Below are 17,527 nucleotides of genomic sequence, written 5' to 3'. Positions count from 1 at the left end.
AATGGTGTAGCAACCTATAGCGAAATGTCATGCCACGCCCCTAGAATTGCTACACCAGCCCAAAAATTTTCATCAGAACCAGGAGAGCTTCAGTGTCTGTGGAACAGAAGAAGATCACTAAGGTGCTCATCGCAAACCGCGGTGAGATCGCCGTCCGCGTTATCCGTGCAGCCCGCGATGCCGGTATCGCCAGCGTCGCCGTGTACGCAGAGCCCGATGCAGACGCTCCTTTCGTCTCCATGGCTGACGAGGCATTTGCACTAGGTGGCCAAACCTCCGCCGAATCCTACCTTGTCTTTGACAAGATCCTCGACGCGGCCAAGAAATCCGGCGCCGACGCCATCCATCCAGGCTATGGCTTCCTCTCCGAAAACGGCGACTTCGCCGAAGCAGTTATCAATGCAGGCCTGATCTGGATCGGCCCATCTCCACAGTCCATCCGCGACCTCGGCGACAAAGTCACGGCACGCCACATCGCGCTTAAAGCCGAAGCCCCCATGGCACCTGGCACCAAAGAGCCAGTCAAAGACGCTTCCGAGGTCGTCGCCTTCGCAGAAGAGCACGGACTTCCCATCGCTATTAAGGCAGCCTTCGGCGGCGGCGGACGCGGCATGAAAGTCGCCTACACCATGGATGAAGTGGCCGACTTATACGAATCCGCAACCCGCGAGGCCGTGGCAGCCTTCGGTCGCGGTGAGTGCTTCGTTGAGCGTTACCTCGACAAAGCACGCCACGTCGAGTGCCAGGTGATCGCAGATATGCACGGCAACGTTGTTGTCGCCGGCACCCGTGACTGCTCACTCCAGCGCCGATTCCAAAAGCTCGTCGAAGAAGCACCAGCACCATTCCTTACCGACGACCAGCGCGCCCGCCTTCACGAGTCCGCTAAAGCCATCTGTAAAGAAGCTGGTTACTACGGTGCCGGCACCGTCGAGTACCTCGTCGGCTCCGACGGACTGATCTCCTTCCTTGAGGTCAACACCCGCCTCCAGGTGGAACACCCCGTCACTGAGGTCACCACCGGCCTCGACTTGGTACGCGAACAATTCCGCATCGCAGAGGGCAAAGAACTCCACATCAAGCAAGACCCAACCCCTCGTGGACACGCCTTCGAATTCCGTATCAACGGCGAAGACGCAGGCTCCAACTTCATGCCAGCACCAGGCAAGGTCACCAAGTACATTGAGCCTTCCGGCCCAGGTGTGCGCATGGACTCCGGTATCGTCGAAGGCTCCGTAATCGGCGGCCAATTCGACTCCATGCTCGCCAAGCTCATCGTCTTCGGAGAAACCCGTGACGAAGCACTCCAGCGCGCATCCCGCGCTCTTAATGAGTACGTCGTCGAAGGCATGCCTACTGTCTTGCCATTCCACCGCCACATCGTGGAAAACCCAGCCTTCATCGGCGACGGCGAAAAATTCGAGGTCTACACCAAGTGGATCGAAGAAGAGTGGGATAACCCGATCGAGCCATACGTCGACCCAACAGATGTGGATGATGAAGAAGCAGCACTGCCATCCCAAAAAGTTGTCGTGGAAATCGACGGCCGCCGCGTAGAAATCGCACTACCAGGCGACCTCGCACTCGGCGGCGGCGCAGGTGCACCAAAGAAGAAAGCCAAGAAGCGCCGCGCAGGTGGCTCCAAGGCTGCCATCTCTGGCGACGCTGTCGCAGCACCAATGCAGGGCACCGTCATCAAGATCAACGCCGAAGAAGGTGCTGAAGTAGCTGAAGGCGACACCGTCGTCGTCCTCGAAGCAATGAAGATGGAAAACCCAGTCAAGGCACACAAGTCCGGCGTTGTCACCGGTTTAGCCATCGCCGCTGGCGAAGGCGTAACCAAGGGCCAAGTTCTCCTCGAGATCAAAGACGCCTAAGCGCCCTTAAGAAGACTCAGGCTCGTCACCTCGCTGACTTACACTGCCTTACTGCGCTGAAATTACGAGCCTGACGTCACCCCACGTGGGCCTTCCCGCAGGTACTCAAGCAGTACCATGGGAAGGCCCACTTTTGTCTTACTTTCACGCTGTCACCCCAAAACTTCTGAACAGTGTTCGAGAAAAGCTTTACACTATGTGACATGGAACCAACCGAAATCAACGGCGGCCGCTTCTACGCACGCCCACTCCACAACGACGAAAGAATTGACGACTCCCCCGCTCTCCAGCTTGTCAACGCCCACCTCACCGTCGACGAAGCTCGCACCGCTTGGGACCACGACACCATCTACACGTGGGCAGTCTGCGAACAAACAAACGTCGATATGATCGCACTCGCCGCACTTCACATCACCGACACAGCCACTGTTCTCGACATCGCCCCCGTCGGTGATCCTAACCGCAAACTCCCCAACGATCCCGTTCTCACCCCCAAAACAGTTGGTGACGCAGTCACTGAAATCCGCGGCCCCATCACCCGCTGGTGCACCGCACACGGAATCAACATCAGTAACTAATACAATAAGGCGCTATGACCAATAGCCCCACCGACGCTCAAGTAACAGCAGCACGGAATTTTCTCCACGCCCTAGAAGCCGACGATCCCCGAAATGCCGTTGTTGTATCGGAAGGAATCGACGATTCTTTCCAACACACACTTTCCAGTATCGATGCGATGGTGAATATGCGTGATCCTCGCGCGGCTTCTCAAGCACTCCAAAAGGCCCAATCAGCTTTCCTCAAAGCCACCACGCCTGCGGCTACAGTCGTAGTAGGAGACATCACAGAGTTACCATTTTCGGCAATGGTGGCGCCGGCTGCTCAAACGTTGATTGGGCCGACGTCGCCGTCGATAAGCGATCTGTCCGCACGGGTGCACCAGCGTGCGGGATTTGAACTACGCCGAGAATGCGCACGCCTTCTCGCCGACGCACATGGCCAAGTAGACATCTCATCTACGCATGTCACTAGCGGGTTTTTACTCCCCGCACACTGGATCATTCATGCCGTGACACCACAGCTCAATTTTGCAGAGCGCGAAGCCAGCATCGAACTACTACGACAATGCTTCCGTAATGTGTTTGCGCTCGTTCGAGAAAAAGGTTGGAAGGAATTGTCGATTCCTTCCAACCTCACAGGGCCGTTAGGGTTCCCTACTGGGATGGAAGCACAGGTCCTTGGAGAAGAACTCGCTACTGCTAAGGCAGCAGGTTTATCGGCACATATCGTCATTGTCTGTGATTCTGAGGATGAAGCGGCAGCGTATCGACGTGTGTTCACACCTGAGGCATAACCTATAGCGACAAATAGCCGGTTCGAGAATGCCCAACTAGGAAAGTATTCCCTGTCAGGAGTCTCGAACCGGCTGTTATGCGTATGCCGATCGGTGGTTACGGTCTACTTGATCACGAGGAGCAAGTCTCCACCTTCGACCTTGGTGGCCTGCGTCAAGACGATACGGTCGACGGTTCCATCTGTGGTGGCAGAGATCGTTGCCTCCATCTTCATTGCCTCAATGACAGCAACTGGGTCACCGGCTTTGACGGTTGCGCCTTCCTCGATAGTCACCGTGACAACGCCTGCGAATGGCGCTGCAACGTGTCCAGCGTTGGAAGGATCAGCCTTTTCCACCGAGGCGGTCACAGACTCTACGTTGCGATCACGCACGAGGATGGGGCGAATCTGGCCGTTGACGTTGCACACAACGTTACGCATGCCCTTTTCGTCGGGCTCGCCGACGGCGTCGAGACGCACCAACATTGGGACGCTGCTGTCTGCGGTACGAATAACCGTTTCTTTGCCTTCTTTGAGGCCATAGAGGAATTCTGCGTCACCAAGTTTGGTGGTATCGCCAAACTGACGACGGTGCTCTGCAAATTCGGCTGCAGGCTTCGGGAAGAGCAAGCGATCCAGCGTTGGGCGAACGGTCGCACGATCTGCGAGCAGAGCTTCATCTTCTGCTGACAGCGGTGCCAATGTGTCCTTTGATTCCTTACGTCCTGCCAATGCCTTAGCACGCAGTTCTTCTGGCCAGCCGCCTGGAGGGGTGCCGAGCTCGCCACGGAGGAAGGCAATGACGGAGTCAGGAATATCGTACTTTTGGGGATCTGCTGCAAAGTCCGCTGGGTTAACTCCTGCGCCAACTAGGTAGAGTGCAAGATCGCCAACGACCTTTGAGGACGGGGTGACCTTGGTGGGGCGTCCCAGCATCTCATTAACGGCTGCGTAGTAGTCCTCGATGAGCTCGAAGCGATCTGCCAAGCCGAGTGCAGTTGCCTGTGCGCGCAGATTGGACAGCTGGCCGCCTGGAATTTCGTGCTGGTAGACGCGGCCGGTTGGCCCTGGAGTTCCGGATTCGAAGGGTGCGTAGAGTTTGCGCACTGCTTCCCAGTACGGTTCCATCGATCCGACTGCGTCCAGAGAGAGACCCGTATCGCGGTAGGTGTTAGCGAATGCTGCCACAATTGCAGACAACGATGGCTGCGACGTTGTGCCCGACAGCGGCGCGGAGGCACCATCGACGGCATCTGCACCAGCGGCTGCTGCCGCCCAATACGTAGCCAGCTGGCCACCAGCAGTGTCGTGGGTGTGAACATGAACCGGCAGGTCGAAGTTGCGTCGTAGTTCGGTGACCAGCTTGGTTGCTGCGGCTGGCTTCATCAGTCCAGCCATGTCTTTAATTGCTAGAACATGTGCACCGGACTTGACGATTTCCTCGGCAAGCTTGAGGTAGTAATCCAGTGTGTAGAGCTTCTCACCTGGGTTGGTCAGATCACCGGAGTAAGCCATTGCGACTTCGGCAATCGTGGAGTTGGTTTCGAGCACTGCGTCGATTGCTGGACGCATCTGGGAGACGTCGTTAAGCGCGTCGAAGATGCGGAAGATATCAACACCAGAGCGTGCGGCTTCGTCGACAAAAGCCTTGCATACGGAATCTGGGTACGGTGTGTAGCCGACTGTGTTGCGGCCTCGTAGCAGCATCTGAATGTTGACGTTTGGCATGGCCTCGCGCAGGTGGTCGAGACGCTCCCATGGGTCCTCATGGAGGAAGCGCATAGCAACGTCGTAGGTAGCGCCACCCCATGCTTCTACGGAGAGCAGCTCTGGGGTGAGCTTTGCGACGTGCCGTGCCGCGTCGATCAGCGTGTTGGAGCGTACGCGGGTTGCGAGAAGCGACTGGTGTGCATCACGGAAGGTGGTATCCGTGACCGCGAGCGCATCCTGCTTACGCAGTGCGCGTGCAAACTCCTCTGGGCCGAGCTGGAGCAGGCGGTCACGGGAACCCCGTGGTAGCTCGCCTTTGACCTCTGCTGGGAGCTTTTCTACTGGGTTAATCACGGCTGGGCGCAGACCATGTGGCTTGTTCACAGTCACATCAGCTAGGTAGTTCAAAATGCGGCCCGGCTCGTCGTCTGCGGGTGGTGCCTGCAGCAGCCATGGGTGATCTGCAATGAAACCAGTGGCGATGCGCTTGTGCTGGAAGTCTTCTTCGCGTAGCAAAGCACGCAGGAATCCGATGTTGGTAGCAACACCTGAGACAACGAATTCTGCGAGTGCACGCTGAGCGCGAGCGACTGCGGTAGCGAAATCGGCACCACGGCAGGTCATCTTGACCAGCATGGAGTCGAAGTTCGGGGTGATCTCACCACCGAGCATGGCAGCACCGTCGAGGCGAACACCTGCGCCACCTGGAGAACGGTAAGCGGTAATCGTTCCGGTGTCAGGACGGAAACCGTTGTTGGGGTCTTCAGTGGTAATACGGCACTGCAGGGCAGCACCTTCGGTGTGGATGTTTTCTTGGCGCAAACCGAGATCTTCGAGTGTCGCACCAGAGGCGATCATGATCTGGGACTTCACCAAGTCCACCTGGGTGACCTCTTCAGTCACAGTGTGCTCGACCTGGATACGAGGGTTCATCTCGATGAAGACGTGGTTGCCTTCCTCATCGACTAGGAACTCCACGGTGCCCGCGCCTTGGTAACCGATGTGGCGTGCAAACGCGACTGCGTCTGCACAAATCTTTTCGCGTAGTCCTGGCGCCAAGTGCTGCGCTGGGGCAATCTCTACAACCTTTTGGTGGCGACGCTGCAGCGAGCAGTCACGCTCGTACAGGTGGATGATGTTGCCAGCGGAGTCACCAAGGATCTGGACCTCAATATGCTGAGGGTTGATCACTGCACGCTCGGCGTAGACTCGGCCGTCTCCGAATGCTGCAGCCGCCTCACGGGAGGCTTCTGCTGCCAGCTTTTCTAGGTTTTCGGGGGCGTCGACAAAACGCATGCCGCGGCCACCACCACCGGCAACAGCTTTGACGAATAGCGGATAGGTCTGCCCCTTGGTCAGCTCTACGAGCTTCTTTGGATCATCTGTTGCTTCCGTTTCAGTCAGCGTGGGCAAACCTGCCTCGCGTGCGGCAGTGACAGCAGCTGCTTTATCACCGGTAAGCTCCAGCACTGCCGGAGGTGGACCGATAAAGGTTAAACCGTTTTCAGCGCACTCACGAGCAAGCTGGGCGTTTTCAGAAAGGAAGCCGTAGCCTGGGTAAATTGCGTCGGCACCTGTTTGCTTAGCAGCACGGATGATTTCGTCGATATCGAGGTACGCTTTGACCGCAGATCCGCCCTCACCAATGAGGACTGCTTCGGAGGCAAACGATCGGTGGAATGAATTACGGTCTTCGTTCGGGTAGACAGCTACCGTGGCAGCACCGGTTTCAAAGGCTGCACGAAAAGCTCGCACGGCGATCTCGCCACGGTTGGCAACGAGGATCTTTGACAATGGATTTACCGTAGAGGTTCCACGTTCAGATGATTGTTGAGACACTGTTAGTTTGTCCTTGTTTTGAAAAAGAAAGTCAGCGCTTTTGTGTAGCAAAGCACTAGACCATGTACCTTGATTCGCACGACGGCGAAATCTGTGATCGCAGTTACTTTTACAGGCTTCGAGCTTACCCGTCGTTTTACCCCTACGAAACCTCCGCTGCCACATTAATTGACAACGGTTGCCTAATTTCGAGGTGAGAATAGAAATATCCATGGTCACGGTGCCCGATCGCACTTGCGAAGCCCCCCCCCCCCCCCCAACCTTGCACGGACTACCCCCCCCCCCCCACAGCATTACATGACAAAGAAAAAAAAACAACCACAGTTCAGCGCATTCCTTGTTGCCATCCCCCCTATGCAGATTCCCCCCGCTACATAAAAAGAGAACAATTACCACTGTGAAAAATGCAACACCCCCGCTATAGCTACCTAAAACATGAGGTCAAGACATTTAAAGTCATAAAATGACTCCGAGGCGTTCTGCAGCAAACAGAAAACGCCTCGGCTACACCCCTATTTGATTACCCCTACAGTTTTATTGCAGGTCATCATGCTGCACTAGTTGACGCGCAGCCTCAGTAATCGAACCCGATAGTGATGGATAAACGGCAAAGCTCTCCGCCAGATCAGACACGGTGAGTTGGTTTGTCACAGCGACAGCAATCGGCAGAATCAGTTCTGAGGCAGTAGGAGCAACAACCACGCCACCAATCACGATGCCGGAGTTCTTACGGCAGAACATCTTGACAAAACCGTGGCGCAACGAACGCATCTTGGCACGCGGGTTGGTCTGCAGCGGCAACATCACTGTACGTGCGATTACCTCACCAGACTCAATTTGCTTCTGGGTAACACCCACAGCGGCAATTTCTGGACGGGTAAATACTGCGGTAGCTACAGTCTTCATGCGAATCGGCTTTACGCCCTCACCAAGAGCGTGATACATAGCAATTCGACCCTGCATAGCTGCCACTGACGCCAGCGGGAACAGATCAGTACAGTCACCACCTGCATACACGCCTGCAACGTTGGTACGCGAGACGCGGTCTACGCAAATGTGGCCTGAACGTGTTGTCTCAATGCCAACTTTTTCTAGACCAAGATCTTTGGTGTTGGGCACAGAACCGACAGTCATCAAGGCGTGAGAACCGAAGATCTCTCGACCATCGGAAGTTTTCACGCATACGCCGCCATCCTCGGTACGGATAACAGAATCAACGCGAGCATGCTTTTCCAAGGCCACGCCACGTTCTGCTAGCACGGTTTCTAGGACGTCGGCAGCATCGGCGTCGTCGTGAGGCAAAATGCGGTCCCGCGAGGCGACCATCGTCACTTTCACACCAAGCTCTGCGAACGCTGAAACAAACTCAGCACCAGTCACACCCGAACCAACCACAATGAGGTGCTCTGGCAATTCGGTGAGCCCGTAGATCTGACGCCACGTGAGGATTCGCTCGCCGTCTGGCTGCGCGTCAGGAAGGATACGTGGGGTTGCACCAGTAGCAATCAAAACGAGGTCGCACTCGATAGTTTCTGTAGTGCCATCAGCACGGTCGACCTTGATGTAGTGCACGGTTTGCTTGGGGTTGTAATCATCAAAGGAACCGCGGCCGTCGATAATACGCACGCCGTGGGCATCCATCGACGCCCGAATATCGGAGGATTGTTCATAAGCAAGTGCCTGAACGCGGTTGTTGAGGGCGTCGATAAGCAGGTGTGCTTCGCCGATCCCCTTGTTCAGTCCCATGTCGTCGGCGCGGCGCAAGTCAGTCTTAATGTTTGCGCCGGCGATGAACGACTTGGATGGCACGCAGTCGTTGATAACTGCTGCGCCGCCTAGACCACGGTCCTCAATAATGGTGATTTCGGCGCCATATTTTGCGCCAGCCAACGCTGCTTCATAGCCTGCGGGGCCGCCGCCGATAATCACGATTCGAGTCACTGTTCCTCCAGTATGGGTGTGCCGGTTAGATGAGTCCAACGCCCAAGTGTATCGGAGACATCCCACAGCGCGAATCGCGCACTTTACCCCCACGGGGATCGCGTGCGATTAATCCTCAATAAACATCGCGTTGTGGGAGTTGTAGCGATCGGCTACCGCACCGAAGAGACGCACTCCTACTTCAAGGCAACGCTCGTCTGCATACATATCGGCTTGGTGCAGGTCACCGGGGGTTCCCTCCCCATTCCAGCAGCCTAGGCGGGCCATTGAACCTGGAACATGCTCGAGATACCACGAGAAGTCTTCACCGCCTGAAGACTGCGGCGCCTCCACTACGGTGCTGGGGTTAATCGTGCGAGCCGCGTCAGCGATGACAGCGGTAGCAACATCGTCATTAAGCACCGGCGGTACCCCTTTATGGTGGATCAGCTCGTAAGTACATCCTGTAGGAGCAAGCACCTGAGGAACGAGTTCTGCAAGCAGACCTTCCATCATTCGCCACACCCCAATGTCCGCGGTCCGGATTGTCCCCTTCACGGATCCTTCTTCCGTGATGGCGTTGGGAGCATAGCCTGCATTGATCATGCCAAAGACCAACACGGTGCCTGTGCGTGGATCTACCCGGCGCGATAACAGTCCTGGCAGGTCAACGACCAGTTTAGAAAGCGCATAGACAACGTCGGCAGTAAGGTGCGGACGAGAGGTATGGCCACCGGGTCCAAATACTTTGATCTCAATGACATCGGAGGCGCTGGTGATTGCGCCGGCGCGAACACCTACTTTGCCGACGGTGAGCTTGGGCTCGGCATGAATGGCGAAGATGTTGGAGACTCCGCGCAGTGCACCGAATTCGATGACCTCTGGGGCGCCGCCTTCCATGACTTCTTCGGCAGGTTGGAAGATCACGCGCACGCCAATGGCGAGATCCGCAGAAGCGAGCGCGCAGGCGGTTGCGAGTGCAACGGTGATATGAACGTCGTGGCCGCAGGCGTGCATAACGCCGTAGTTTTCTGAGATCACATCGTGGTCATCGTTTTCGGTGATGGGCAGGGCATCGATGTCACCGCGGAATGCGATTTTTTGCGGGGTGTCGGGCCCGATGTCCACCATGAGCCCAGTGTTGGGGAACCGTTGCGGGTTAAGCCCGTAGCGACGCAGCGTGGCCTCGATAAAGTCGGTGGTAGCAAATTCCATGTGGGAGAGCTCTGGGTGTCGGTGAAAGTGCCGTCGCCACTCGATCATCTCGTCACGGTGTTGTCCTACCCATTGCGTGACATGCTCTGCAACCGATTGCGCCACGATACTTCCCTGCCTTTCACCTTTTCTGCATGCAATCTTTCATCCTAACCACAGCAAGAAGAAAGGAAAGTATAGCCCCTCATTCACAGGAAAGTATCTAGTTGAGGGGGTCGTCGTCGCGTTTATCGACGTCCCCTCTGTCTTCGGTGTTTTCGGTGTCTTCTGTATCTTCTCCGCCCTTTGTCGTATCAGCGTCGTTGTTATCGGATGCACCGGGCATGACTGCGATACCAAAGTCTGGGTCGTCAGCATGGTCGTCATCCCAGTCTTCGTCATCGAACAGTGGTGACTGCTCATCCCAGTAGCGGTAGCGATACTGAATGGAGAACTTTTGGGTGTCTTGGCTGCTGGTAGGCCATGCAATGTCGATGGGCAGCTCGTGTCCCGTGTCTTGGCAAATGTCAGTGACGTAATCCCCTACTGCCGGCATGAGCGCGGCCGGCGGAACGTGAAGTGCGCGCGCTAGCCGATAGATTGTCGACATCGTGGGATCGGAGCTTTTGGTTGCGCTATTTTCGTTGCGTTCGAGGTTAGAGATTTGGTTGCGACTTAAGTTGGCGATTTCTGCAAGTCCGTCTTGGGTAAGACCACGCAGTCGCCGAAGTTTATGCAGCCGCACCCCAAAGGCGTGGCCATAACTGGGCCACTGCGTCCAACCTTCATTCATGCGCTCAAATGTGCCCAATACAGTGGACAACGTCCGCCCAATATATTGGGCAAAGCACTGTAAATAAATAAAATCTTATGATATTGGACGGTGGTCGCGCATAATAAAAATCCCCCATGCCAGCCGCGGGCCATGCGCAATCACATGGCTACGACAAGCAGGGGAAACGACTATGAGACGCTACGAAGCAGTTTTAGAGGTCGATGTTTCGTGGCCCGTAGAGACGATCACCAGCATCACCTAGGCCAGGCACAATGTAGGCGTCGTCGTTAAGCTCGGGGTCAATGGTGGCCGTGACCAAACGGCAAGGCAGACCCGACTCAGCCAAGGCATCAACACCCTCCTGAGCTGACACCATACAAATAGCGGTGATATCGGTAGCGCCACGATCCGCCAGCAGCTTAATGGCGTGCAGCAAAGAACCACCCGTAGCTAGCATCGGATCCACGCAGAACACGGTGCGACCACTGAGATCGTCAGGCAACGCTTCAAGATAAGGAACAGGCTGATGCGTAGCCTCATCACGCGCCATGCCAATAAAGCCCACCTGGGCATCAGGGATCATCGACAACGCTGGATCTACCATGCCTAAACCGGCACGAATAATCGGCACGATAATGGGAGGATCCTGCAAACGAGTCCCCTGCGTATCAGCAACAGGAGTGCTGACTGGGAACTGCTCAATTGCGAGATCACGAGACGCCTCATACACGAGCATGGCGCCGAGATCTGCAAGCGCAGCACGGAATCCCGCATTGTTAGTGCGCTTATCGCGCATGATGGTAAGGCGTGAAGCTGCCAGGGGGTGGTCGACGATCCGAATTTCCATACCAGCCATCGTAGCGCCGGAATGCGTGGGAACCAGAACCCACACTCATTACGTCTAAACATATATGGACTCTCACATCACCATCGACGTACCTCTCATGCACCAATGGCTGCGCACGCTTATCGACGAAGCCACGCACCCGCCCAGCGAACACCACGACATCGCCTCGGATTGCGCCGGAATTGGCGACTTTCTCAGCGCCTATAACCGCTGCGTTACATCCTTGATCACGCGTGCAACCGAGCACTGCCACCAAGCAGAAGAACTAGCCACCACCGCTCACCATCTGCTCCAGCACGCCGAAGACATCGATGCCGATACTGCCCGACGAGAGGACACCCTGTGATTAACCTCCCCGGTGTGGTTTCCATGTTGGCCACACTCGCACCCCCACAGCTCAACCTTGCTATCCCCGATACCCCATCGTTTCCCACCGTCGACCTCATCACGCACGCCTTTGGCACCACCACACCGCTTACCCACGCAGCACAAACCCTAGCCGCCGACGCACACCGTGCACGCGGCGTCATCCCCCAAGCACTCCACGAAATAGATAACCTCCGCGCAGAACTCGGGCACATGGCCACCGACTTTCTTAACGAGGCAGCACGGATATTCCCTAAACTTTTTAGTCCCATGCCGGGATCCGCCCTCGCAGCCCATGCCGAGCTTGCAGCCCTACCCAGCAAATACATCGATCTAGCATTCGCACGTCTCGACCTAGCCAATAAAAACCTCACCCACGCCACCATGACACTGCTCTCGGTAGCAGATGGGGGCGTCGATACGCGAGGCGAACTCCCGCCACCGCCAGCCCCACCCGCTTCTCACCTCGGACAACGCGCCGTCGACGCCGCCATGAGCGCCCTCGGCACCCCCTACCTTTGGGGCGGAACAACACTCGCCGGATTTGACTGCTCCGGATTTACCCAATGGGCATGGCGACAAGCAGGCGTTGAGCTGCCCCGACTCGCCGAACAACAAAACGTCGGCACGCCTATCGCCCGTGAACAACTCCAACCAGGCGATCTGCTCGTCTGGGACGGCCACGTCGCCATGTACGCCGGCAACGGCAACATCATCGAAGCAGGAGACCCCGTCGCTCTTAACCCCATCAGAACCACCAACATGGGAATGCCGTTTAAAGGTTACTTCCGACCCACCGCGTAGACCCGCTAAGATACATAGCCATGGCTAACAAAGGAATCGTACCCGTCAAAATCTCACTGACCGAGGGCGACTTTTACACTCTCTGGGCACCACAATGGCGCGAACATGGCGCCGAGTGGCAGGCGTTTCTCGGCAGCGGGGACGACCTTTACGTATTCGAATCCCCCGCAGCAGTCCTCGCCTACATCGAATCCGGCGCGCGCCACGACCTCAGCGACCACCCCAAGTGGGGTGCCTTCATGGCCGGCGCCGACGATCGCGTCGTGCCCACCGATCGCCAAGAATACGACCTCATCGGCATCCCTGCGCTACTCGCAGAACGTCCGAGTCACACCAACGTCTCTGCAGTAGCACGCTGCTTCGCCATCGCACGCAGCCTCGGCGATGTGACCGCCACCATCCCAGTACAAAGCTTCTTCTCCTCACACTCCATCCTCATGAACACTGAGCGTGGTGGCGACCACTTCACCGGCGACTCCGGCCTCAGCGAATGGACCGGTATCGGACGCATCGTCTTGACAAGCTGGAATAACGTCATCGACGCTCTCGACAGTGTGATCACCGTCCACACTGACGGAAACGCCGAGGCCATTAGCGCCGCAGCCGCGCGTATCGACGCCGCCACCGCCGAAGCAGAGCAGCGCCGCATCGCCGAAGAAGAAAAGAAAAAAGCCGACGCCGAAAAAGTCGACCCCTACGACGCCACCCCATGGGCAGCTGCCGGCATAGACCCCATCAAGATCTCCATCGACGGCCGCACCCTCTATACCTTGCGCACCTACGTGGAAGCACAACCGGTGTTCCTTGGAAAGTACGGAGAAATCTTCACCTTCAACTCCGGAAAGTCCCTCATGCGCTGGCTCGTCGAACATGACGACCACGACCTCGCACGCGTATCCACATGGGAAGACCTCATGGTCCCCGTCAACGCCGGCGAACTCGATATCACCGTCCACCCCGACAATGTCTACTCATTCAATGGCCTCACCCGAGACATCAACACCAGCATCGAAGCCGTAGACACCGCTCAAATGGCCCGCGCCTACGAACTCCTCGCCGACGCAGCCGACTGGGCAGCCGACGACTCCCTCAACTCCTACTTCCTTACCAACCCCCGCATGCAAGACTATATCTCCTACATGATCGGATCCACCCGAGTCTCCGGCTACACCCCCACCCCACCATTTACCGAGCACTCCGAGAGCTGGGCCGAAATGGAGAAAATGCTGACCAAACGATTCAGCAAATTCTAAGCACTCCGCTGGACTTATAGCCGCGATAACCGCGGCTGGACTAATCCCCATGAGTCGGTGCCTGCTTTTTCTCAGGCCAACTCATGGGGAAATTTCTATGAAAGGAAAGCCCATCCCAGTCGCTTACAGGTCGCTTACAGGTCTAGATCATCGAATTCAATACCCATCGCATCTAGAAACTGCGGATCCACACCTTCTAAACCTGCAACCTCACCATGACGGTGATCGGTATGCACATGATCTGCATGCTCACGCTCAGAGCTTTGCTCAGTCGCGCTTTCTGTAGCATCTCCTGTGAAATCATCAGCAAAATCCTCACCAAGCTGCTCAAAAACAGGGAAAACCAACTCTTCCCACAACTGCACCCGCAGCGGCTGCGGCAACAACGACACTGCCACGGCATCTTGAGTCAACTCGAATAGATCCTCGATCTGTAATTCCAAGTACTCCGTCAATTCCAAAAGACGATCTGTGGAAAGAATCGACGATGCTGTCCGGTACCCCAACTTAGACATCAACGGCAACGGATGATCCGCGAGCTCTGCCACTTCACCATTTTCAAGATCAGCAAATGGCTCCACAAGTACTGGATAATCACGATCGCGAACCCATGACGAAAGCTTTCCTGGGACAATATCGTCATCTTCGAAACGAAAATCCTCAAACAAACCAATGCCGTGAACTATGCGACTAGCACCCACACGAACCTGATCGGCGACGCTGCCATCGAGCTCAAAAGGAACAAGGTTCTCTCTCAAAACAGCGGCTACCTCAGTGGATTGCGTCGAAAAGCCCACGACGACAGGTGTCTGCGAACGGTCTGTGTACTGGGAAGAATCGTCGATTCTTTCCACCACTCCCACGGTAAAAGGAGCTTGTTCGGCGACAGAAATCGCACGATCAATATCCTCATGCGGCACCGTGCACTCAAAATATGCCACGTGGTCATCCGCCAGTTGCTGCACCCGCGACTGCATATAAGCAGCGTCACCAGACTCGCCGAGAATCACTTTCGGTAGTGCGTGAATCAACTCATGCGAAATTACTTTAAATTCTGAACGGAAAATAGGGGTGTCATACATGAACTACACCTTAAGCCACGGCACCATCATAAGTATGAAACGTGTGCCAAAAACCCTCATCACGCTGACCGCCTTCACTGCAACATTCACCCCTACCGTCCTTAGCGTATCCATGGCACCAGCATCAGCTGATCCCGCGCCGCGTTCCTCCGCACCCAACACTGACAAATGCGACAACGCCACTACTCCACCATCGGCTGAAACAACCTCAGAAAAACTCCAACCAGGCCGTACTTCAATCGCACCTCTTCCTACTGTCGACAACGAATTTGGTAGCTGTGGGATCACAAAAGCAACCGGCTTCGAGGTACCCACCAATACCGCATCTGCGTGGATGGTCTTCGATCTCGACACCGGTGATGTCATCGCTACCAAAGATCCCCACGGACGATACCGACCAGCATCCGTCATCAAAGCCCTCATCGCACTCGTCGCAATCGACGAACTCGATCTTTCGAAAAAAGTAACCGTTACCAACGACGACGTTAACCAAGAAGGTTCCGCCGTCGGATTTGTGGAAGGAATCGACTATTCCGTCCAACAACTACTCGACGGACTACTCCTCGGCAGCGGAAACGATGCCGCCAGTGCACTCGCACGCGCCCTCGGCGGCGAAGACACCACCATCAAAAAGATCAATGATCTTGCGCAAGAATTGGGAACCGTCGACACGCACGCCGCCTCGTACACGGGCCTCGATGCCCAAGGCATGTCCACTTCTGTGCGCGACCTTGCTGTGATCTATCAAGCAGCATGGCAAAACCCCGTCTTCGCAGACACCGTGAAAAAGGAATACTCAGAACTTCCCGCCGATAAAACCGGCACAACGTTCCAAGTCTGGAATGACAACGGCATCCTCATGAACACCGAACACGGCATCGGCGGTAAAACCGGTTTTACTGACGACGCCCACCACACCTTCGTCGGCGCGAAAAACATCAACGGTCGCCGCATCGCCGCCGTCATCCTCGACACCACCATCGACCTCGGACGTCCATGGGAACAAGCCAACAAGCTTATCGACGCTGGCTACAAAGTCGCCGAAAACCAAGCAGTAGGGTCGATTCTTCGGAAGGAATCGACGATTCCTTCCGAAGAATCGCAACCAAAAGAACTCTCACGCCCGTCGTTTACTAATCCTTCTGATAACCGCGATACGACCCCTCGCTTTGTGATTCTGGGTGCGTTGGCAGCGCTGGTGGTGCTTGGGGCACTAGCGTGGATGTTCGGTAAACGTGAAGATCGTGTGGAAGGTTAAAACAGAAACCCCCTAGGTACGGAGCCGATGTGCGTCATCGTCTGCGTACCTAGGGGGTTGTTTTTATTTTGGTTGAATCAGGCGAATTCTAGGGGTCGTTGGGAGTTACTTGCGCTTCCAAAGTGACAGCAAGGCAGTCGCAGCTGCAGCACCGGCGAGGCCGATTCCAATGCCTTTGCCTTTATCGCCGCCGGTGCGGATTTCTTCGCGAACGCGGATGACGGCTGGTGCTGGCGGCTCGAGTTTGGCAATGGCGAGGGATTCCGCGGTGGTTGCAGCCCAAGCGCAGCAGTACATAAGGATGCGCCAGATGAAGTAGAGCAAAACCATGAGTCCAATGATGGGGCCGAAGGTAGCTCCTGCGGGGTTGCTTAATGCGTTGGAGAAGAATTGCGATGCGAGCTGCTTGAAGATCTCGAAGAGCACAGCACCGATGCCTGCGGCTTCCAACGCTGATTTGGCGGGGACTTCGCCACGGGGAAGGTATTTGATAAGCCAGAGGAATACGCAGAAGTTGGCGATGAGTCCCACAACCAAGGAGATGACGAATGTGAGAAGGAAGATACCGGGGACGTCGGCAAGCTCGATAGCGTCGATAAGCTGCGTAGTCAGGCCGGAGGAGCCGATAGCAGTGATGCCCAGCGCGATGCCCATGGCCACAAGCAGGCCGAGAAACCCTAGGAAATCTTGGAATTTTGTTTTCGCAAAGTTATCGCCAGTGACTGGGTAGCGCCACATTTTCGACGCCCCGTAGCGCAGGTGCGACATCCAGCTTAGACCGGACCACAAGGCGGTAAGGCCACCGATGCCGAACATGGCACCGCGTTGACTGATGGCGGTATCGAGGATTTCTTTGAGAGTGTCGGCGATGGAAGCGTCGACAGAATCGGTGATTCTTTCCTGTAATTGCTGCAGTGTTTCTGGCTGGCGAGCAAGGATAGTTGCTGCCGCGGCCATCACCAGCATGAGGATTGGGAACATCGACAACACAGAAAAATAAGTAATGCCCGCGGAGTACTGGTTACCGCCTTCTTGGCTGTACCGCTCATTCATACGCATGAGATGGTCAAACCACCCCCACTTAAGACGCAGCTTGTCGACGATCCCGGGGTCGTCGGCGGTTGATCGTTCAATGCCGAACTCGTCTGTCTTGTTGCGATTTTGGCGGGTGGACATGGCGCGAATGCTCTCACGTTGGTGTGCGGCACGCGATGATGCGGGCACAACGGTGTTCGCTGAGATTTTTCCTGAGCCTCGAGACGCCATA

14 protein-coding genes are annotated in these 17,527 nt (G+C 56.0%); 7 read left to right on the top strand and 7 right to left on the bottom strand.

Annotated features, from left to right (window positions below; all coding sequences use genetic code 11):
• The first annotated feature begins 92 nt into the window (after positions 1 to 92).
• From CIP100161_RS03270 to CIP100161_RS03260, 3 genes are all read left to right on the top strand, one after another.
• A complete protein-coding gene (locus CIP100161_RS03270) occupies positions 93 to 1,877 on the top strand; it encodes an acetyl/propionyl/methylcrotonyl-CoA carboxylase subunit alpha (RefSeq protein ID WP_155871874.1) in 1,785 nt (594 codons plus the stop codon).
• A 203-nt stretch (positions 1,878 to 2,080) separates the two neighbouring features.
• The gene (locus CIP100161_RS03265) at positions 2,081 to 2,455 is read left to right on the top strand and encodes a hypothetical protein (RefSeq protein WP_155871872.1); all 375 of its coding nucleotides are present in this window, start codon (positions 2,081 to 2,083) and stop codon (positions 2,453 to 2,455) included.
• A 14-nt stretch (positions 2,456 to 2,469) separates the two neighbouring features.
• Positions 2,470 to 3,231 carry a macro domain-containing protein gene (locus CIP100161_RS03260; RefSeq protein WP_155871870.1) on the top strand — a complete coding sequence of 254 codons (762 nt, stop codon included), beginning with the start codon at positions 2,470 to 2,472 and terminating at the stop codon, positions 3,229 to 3,231.
• A gap of 104 nt (positions 3,232 to 3,335) precedes the next feature.
• Here CIP100161_RS03260 and CIP100161_RS03255 read toward each other — a convergent pair whose 3' ends face one another.
• The 5 genes from CIP100161_RS03255 to upp all read right to left on the bottom strand — a co-directional run bounded on the left by CIP100161_RS03255 (position 3,336) and on the right by upp (position 11,497).
• Positions 3,336 to 6,761 carry a pyruvate carboxylase gene (locus CIP100161_RS03255; RefSeq protein ID WP_155871868.1) on the bottom strand — a complete coding sequence of 1,142 codons (3,426 nt, stop codon included), beginning with the start codon at positions 6,759 to 6,761 and terminating at the stop codon, positions 3,336 to 3,338.
• Between the two features lie 534 nt (positions 6,762 to 7,295).
• Positions 7,296 to 8,702, bottom strand: coding sequence for an NAD(P)H-quinone dehydrogenase (locus CIP100161_RS03250; RefSeq protein WP_155871866.1), 1,407 nt, complete (start codon positions 8,700 to 8,702; stop codon positions 7,296 to 7,298).
• A 108-nt stretch (positions 8,703 to 8,810) separates the two neighbouring features.
• On the bottom strand, positions 8,811 to 10,001 hold the full coding sequence (locus tag CIP100161_RS03245; RefSeq protein WP_155871864.1) for an amidohydrolase: 1,191 nt from the start codon (positions 9,999 to 10,001) through the stop codon (positions 8,811 to 8,813).
• Positions 10,002 to 10,098: 97 nt separating this feature from the next.
• Positions 10,099 to 10,668 carry a helix-turn-helix domain-containing protein gene (locus tag CIP100161_RS03240; protein WP_155871862.1) on the bottom strand — a complete coding sequence of 190 codons (570 nt, stop codon included), beginning with the start codon at positions 10,666 to 10,668 and terminating at the stop codon, positions 10,099 to 10,101.
• 193 nt (positions 10,669 to 10,861) lie between these two features.
• Entirely contained in the window at positions 10,862 to 11,497 is a 636-nt protein-coding gene (upp, locus tag CIP100161_RS03235) for a uracil phosphoribosyltransferase (protein WP_004567014.1), read from the bottom strand.
• A gap of 64 nt (positions 11,498 to 11,561) precedes the next feature.
• Between upp and CIP100161_RS03230 the strand changes: the two genes are divergently transcribed.
• From CIP100161_RS03230 to CIP100161_RS03220, 3 genes are read left to right on the top strand one after another with little or no spacing between them, the layout of a single operon-like run.
• A complete protein-coding gene (locus CIP100161_RS03230; protein WP_155871860.1) occupies positions 11,562 to 11,843 on the top strand; it encodes a hypothetical protein in 282 nt (93 codons plus the stop codon).
• Positions 11,840 to 12,667 carry a C40 family peptidase gene (locus tag CIP100161_RS03225; RefSeq protein WP_155871858.1) on the top strand — a complete coding sequence of 276 codons (828 nt, stop codon included), beginning with the start codon at positions 11,840 to 11,842 and terminating at the stop codon, positions 12,665 to 12,667. Before CIP100161_RS03230 ends, CIP100161_RS03225 begins: the two co-directional genes overlap by 4 nt.
• Positions 12,668 to 12,687: 20 nt before the next feature.
• The gene (locus CIP100161_RS03220) at positions 12,688 to 13,920 is read left to right on the top strand and encodes a hypothetical protein (protein ID WP_155871856.1); all 1,233 of its coding nucleotides are present in this window, start codon (positions 12,688 to 12,690) and stop codon (positions 13,918 to 13,920) included.
• Between the two features lie 134 nt (positions 13,921 to 14,054).
• On the opposite strand, the gene CIP100161_RS03215 is transcribed toward CIP100161_RS03220, so the two are convergent.
• Positions 14,055 to 15,002 carry a hypothetical protein gene (locus tag CIP100161_RS03215; RefSeq protein ID WP_155871838.1) on the bottom strand — a complete coding sequence of 316 codons (948 nt, stop codon included), beginning with the start codon at positions 15,000 to 15,002 and terminating at the stop codon, positions 14,055 to 14,057.
• On the opposite strand from CIP100161_RS03215, the gene CIP100161_RS03210 reads away from it, so the two are divergent.
• A complete protein-coding gene (locus CIP100161_RS03210; RefSeq protein ID WP_155871836.1) occupies positions 15,001 to 16,260 on the top strand; it encodes a D-alanyl-D-alanine carboxypeptidase family protein in 1,260 nt (419 codons plus the stop codon). The two genes, CIP100161_RS03215 and CIP100161_RS03210, sit on opposite strands and share 2 nt — an antisense overlap.
• A 105-nt stretch (positions 16,261 to 16,365) precedes the next feature.
• On the opposite strand, the gene CIP100161_RS03205 is transcribed toward CIP100161_RS03210, so the two are convergent.
• Positions 16,366 to 17,526: a YhjD/YihY/BrkB family envelope integrity protein gene (locus tag CIP100161_RS03205; protein ID WP_155871834.1), complete on the bottom strand. Its 1,161-nt coding sequence runs from the start codon at positions 17,524 to 17,526 to the stop codon at positions 16,366 to 16,368.
• Between the last annotated feature and the right edge of the window lies 1 nt (position 17,527).

Source organism: Corynebacterium rouxii, from assembly GCF_902702935.1.
GTDB lineage: Bacteria > Actinomycetota > Actinomycetes > Mycobacteriales > Mycobacteriaceae > Corynebacterium > Corynebacterium rouxii.
Note: the sequence above shows the minus strand (reverse complement) of the source record. Positions and strands in the feature narration are given on the sequence as shown.

Bases quoted from the DNA above. Each gene is read 5' to 3' on its own strand.
- CIP100161_RS03260 (WP_155871870.1), top strand. From the start codon at position 2,470: ATGACCAATAGCCCCACCGACGCTCAAGTAACAGCAGCACGGAATTTT.
- CIP100161_RS03220 (WP_155871856.1), top strand. From the start codon at position 12,688: ATGGCTAACAAAGGAATCGTACCCGTCAAAATCTCACTGACCGAGGGC.
- CIP100161_RS03215 (WP_155871838.1), bottom strand. From the start codon at position 15,002: ATGTATGACACCCCTATTTTCCGTTCAGAATTTAAAGTAATTTCGCAT.
- CIP100161_RS03230 (WP_155871860.1), top strand. From the start codon at position 11,562: ATGGACTCTCACATCACCATCGACGTACCTCTCATGCACCAATGGCTG.
- CIP100161_RS03265 (WP_155871872.1), top strand. From the start codon at position 2,081: ATGGAACCAACCGAAATCAACGGCGGCCGCTTCTACGCACGCCCACTC.
- upp (WP_004567014.1), bottom strand. From the start codon at position 11,497: ATGGAAATTCGGATCGTCGACCACCCCCTGGCAGCTTCACGCCTTACC.
- CIP100161_RS03240 (WP_155871862.1), bottom strand. From the start codon at position 10,668: ATGAATGAAGGTTGGACGCAGTGGCCCAGTTATGGCCACGCCTTTGGG.
- CIP100161_RS03205 (WP_155871834.1), bottom strand. From the start codon at position 17,526: ATGGCGTCTCGAGGCTCAGGAAAAATCTCAGCGAACACCGTTGTGCCC.
- CIP100161_RS03210 (WP_155871836.1), top strand. From the start codon at position 15,001: ATGAACTACACCTTAAGCCACGGCACCATCATAAGTATGAAACGTGTG.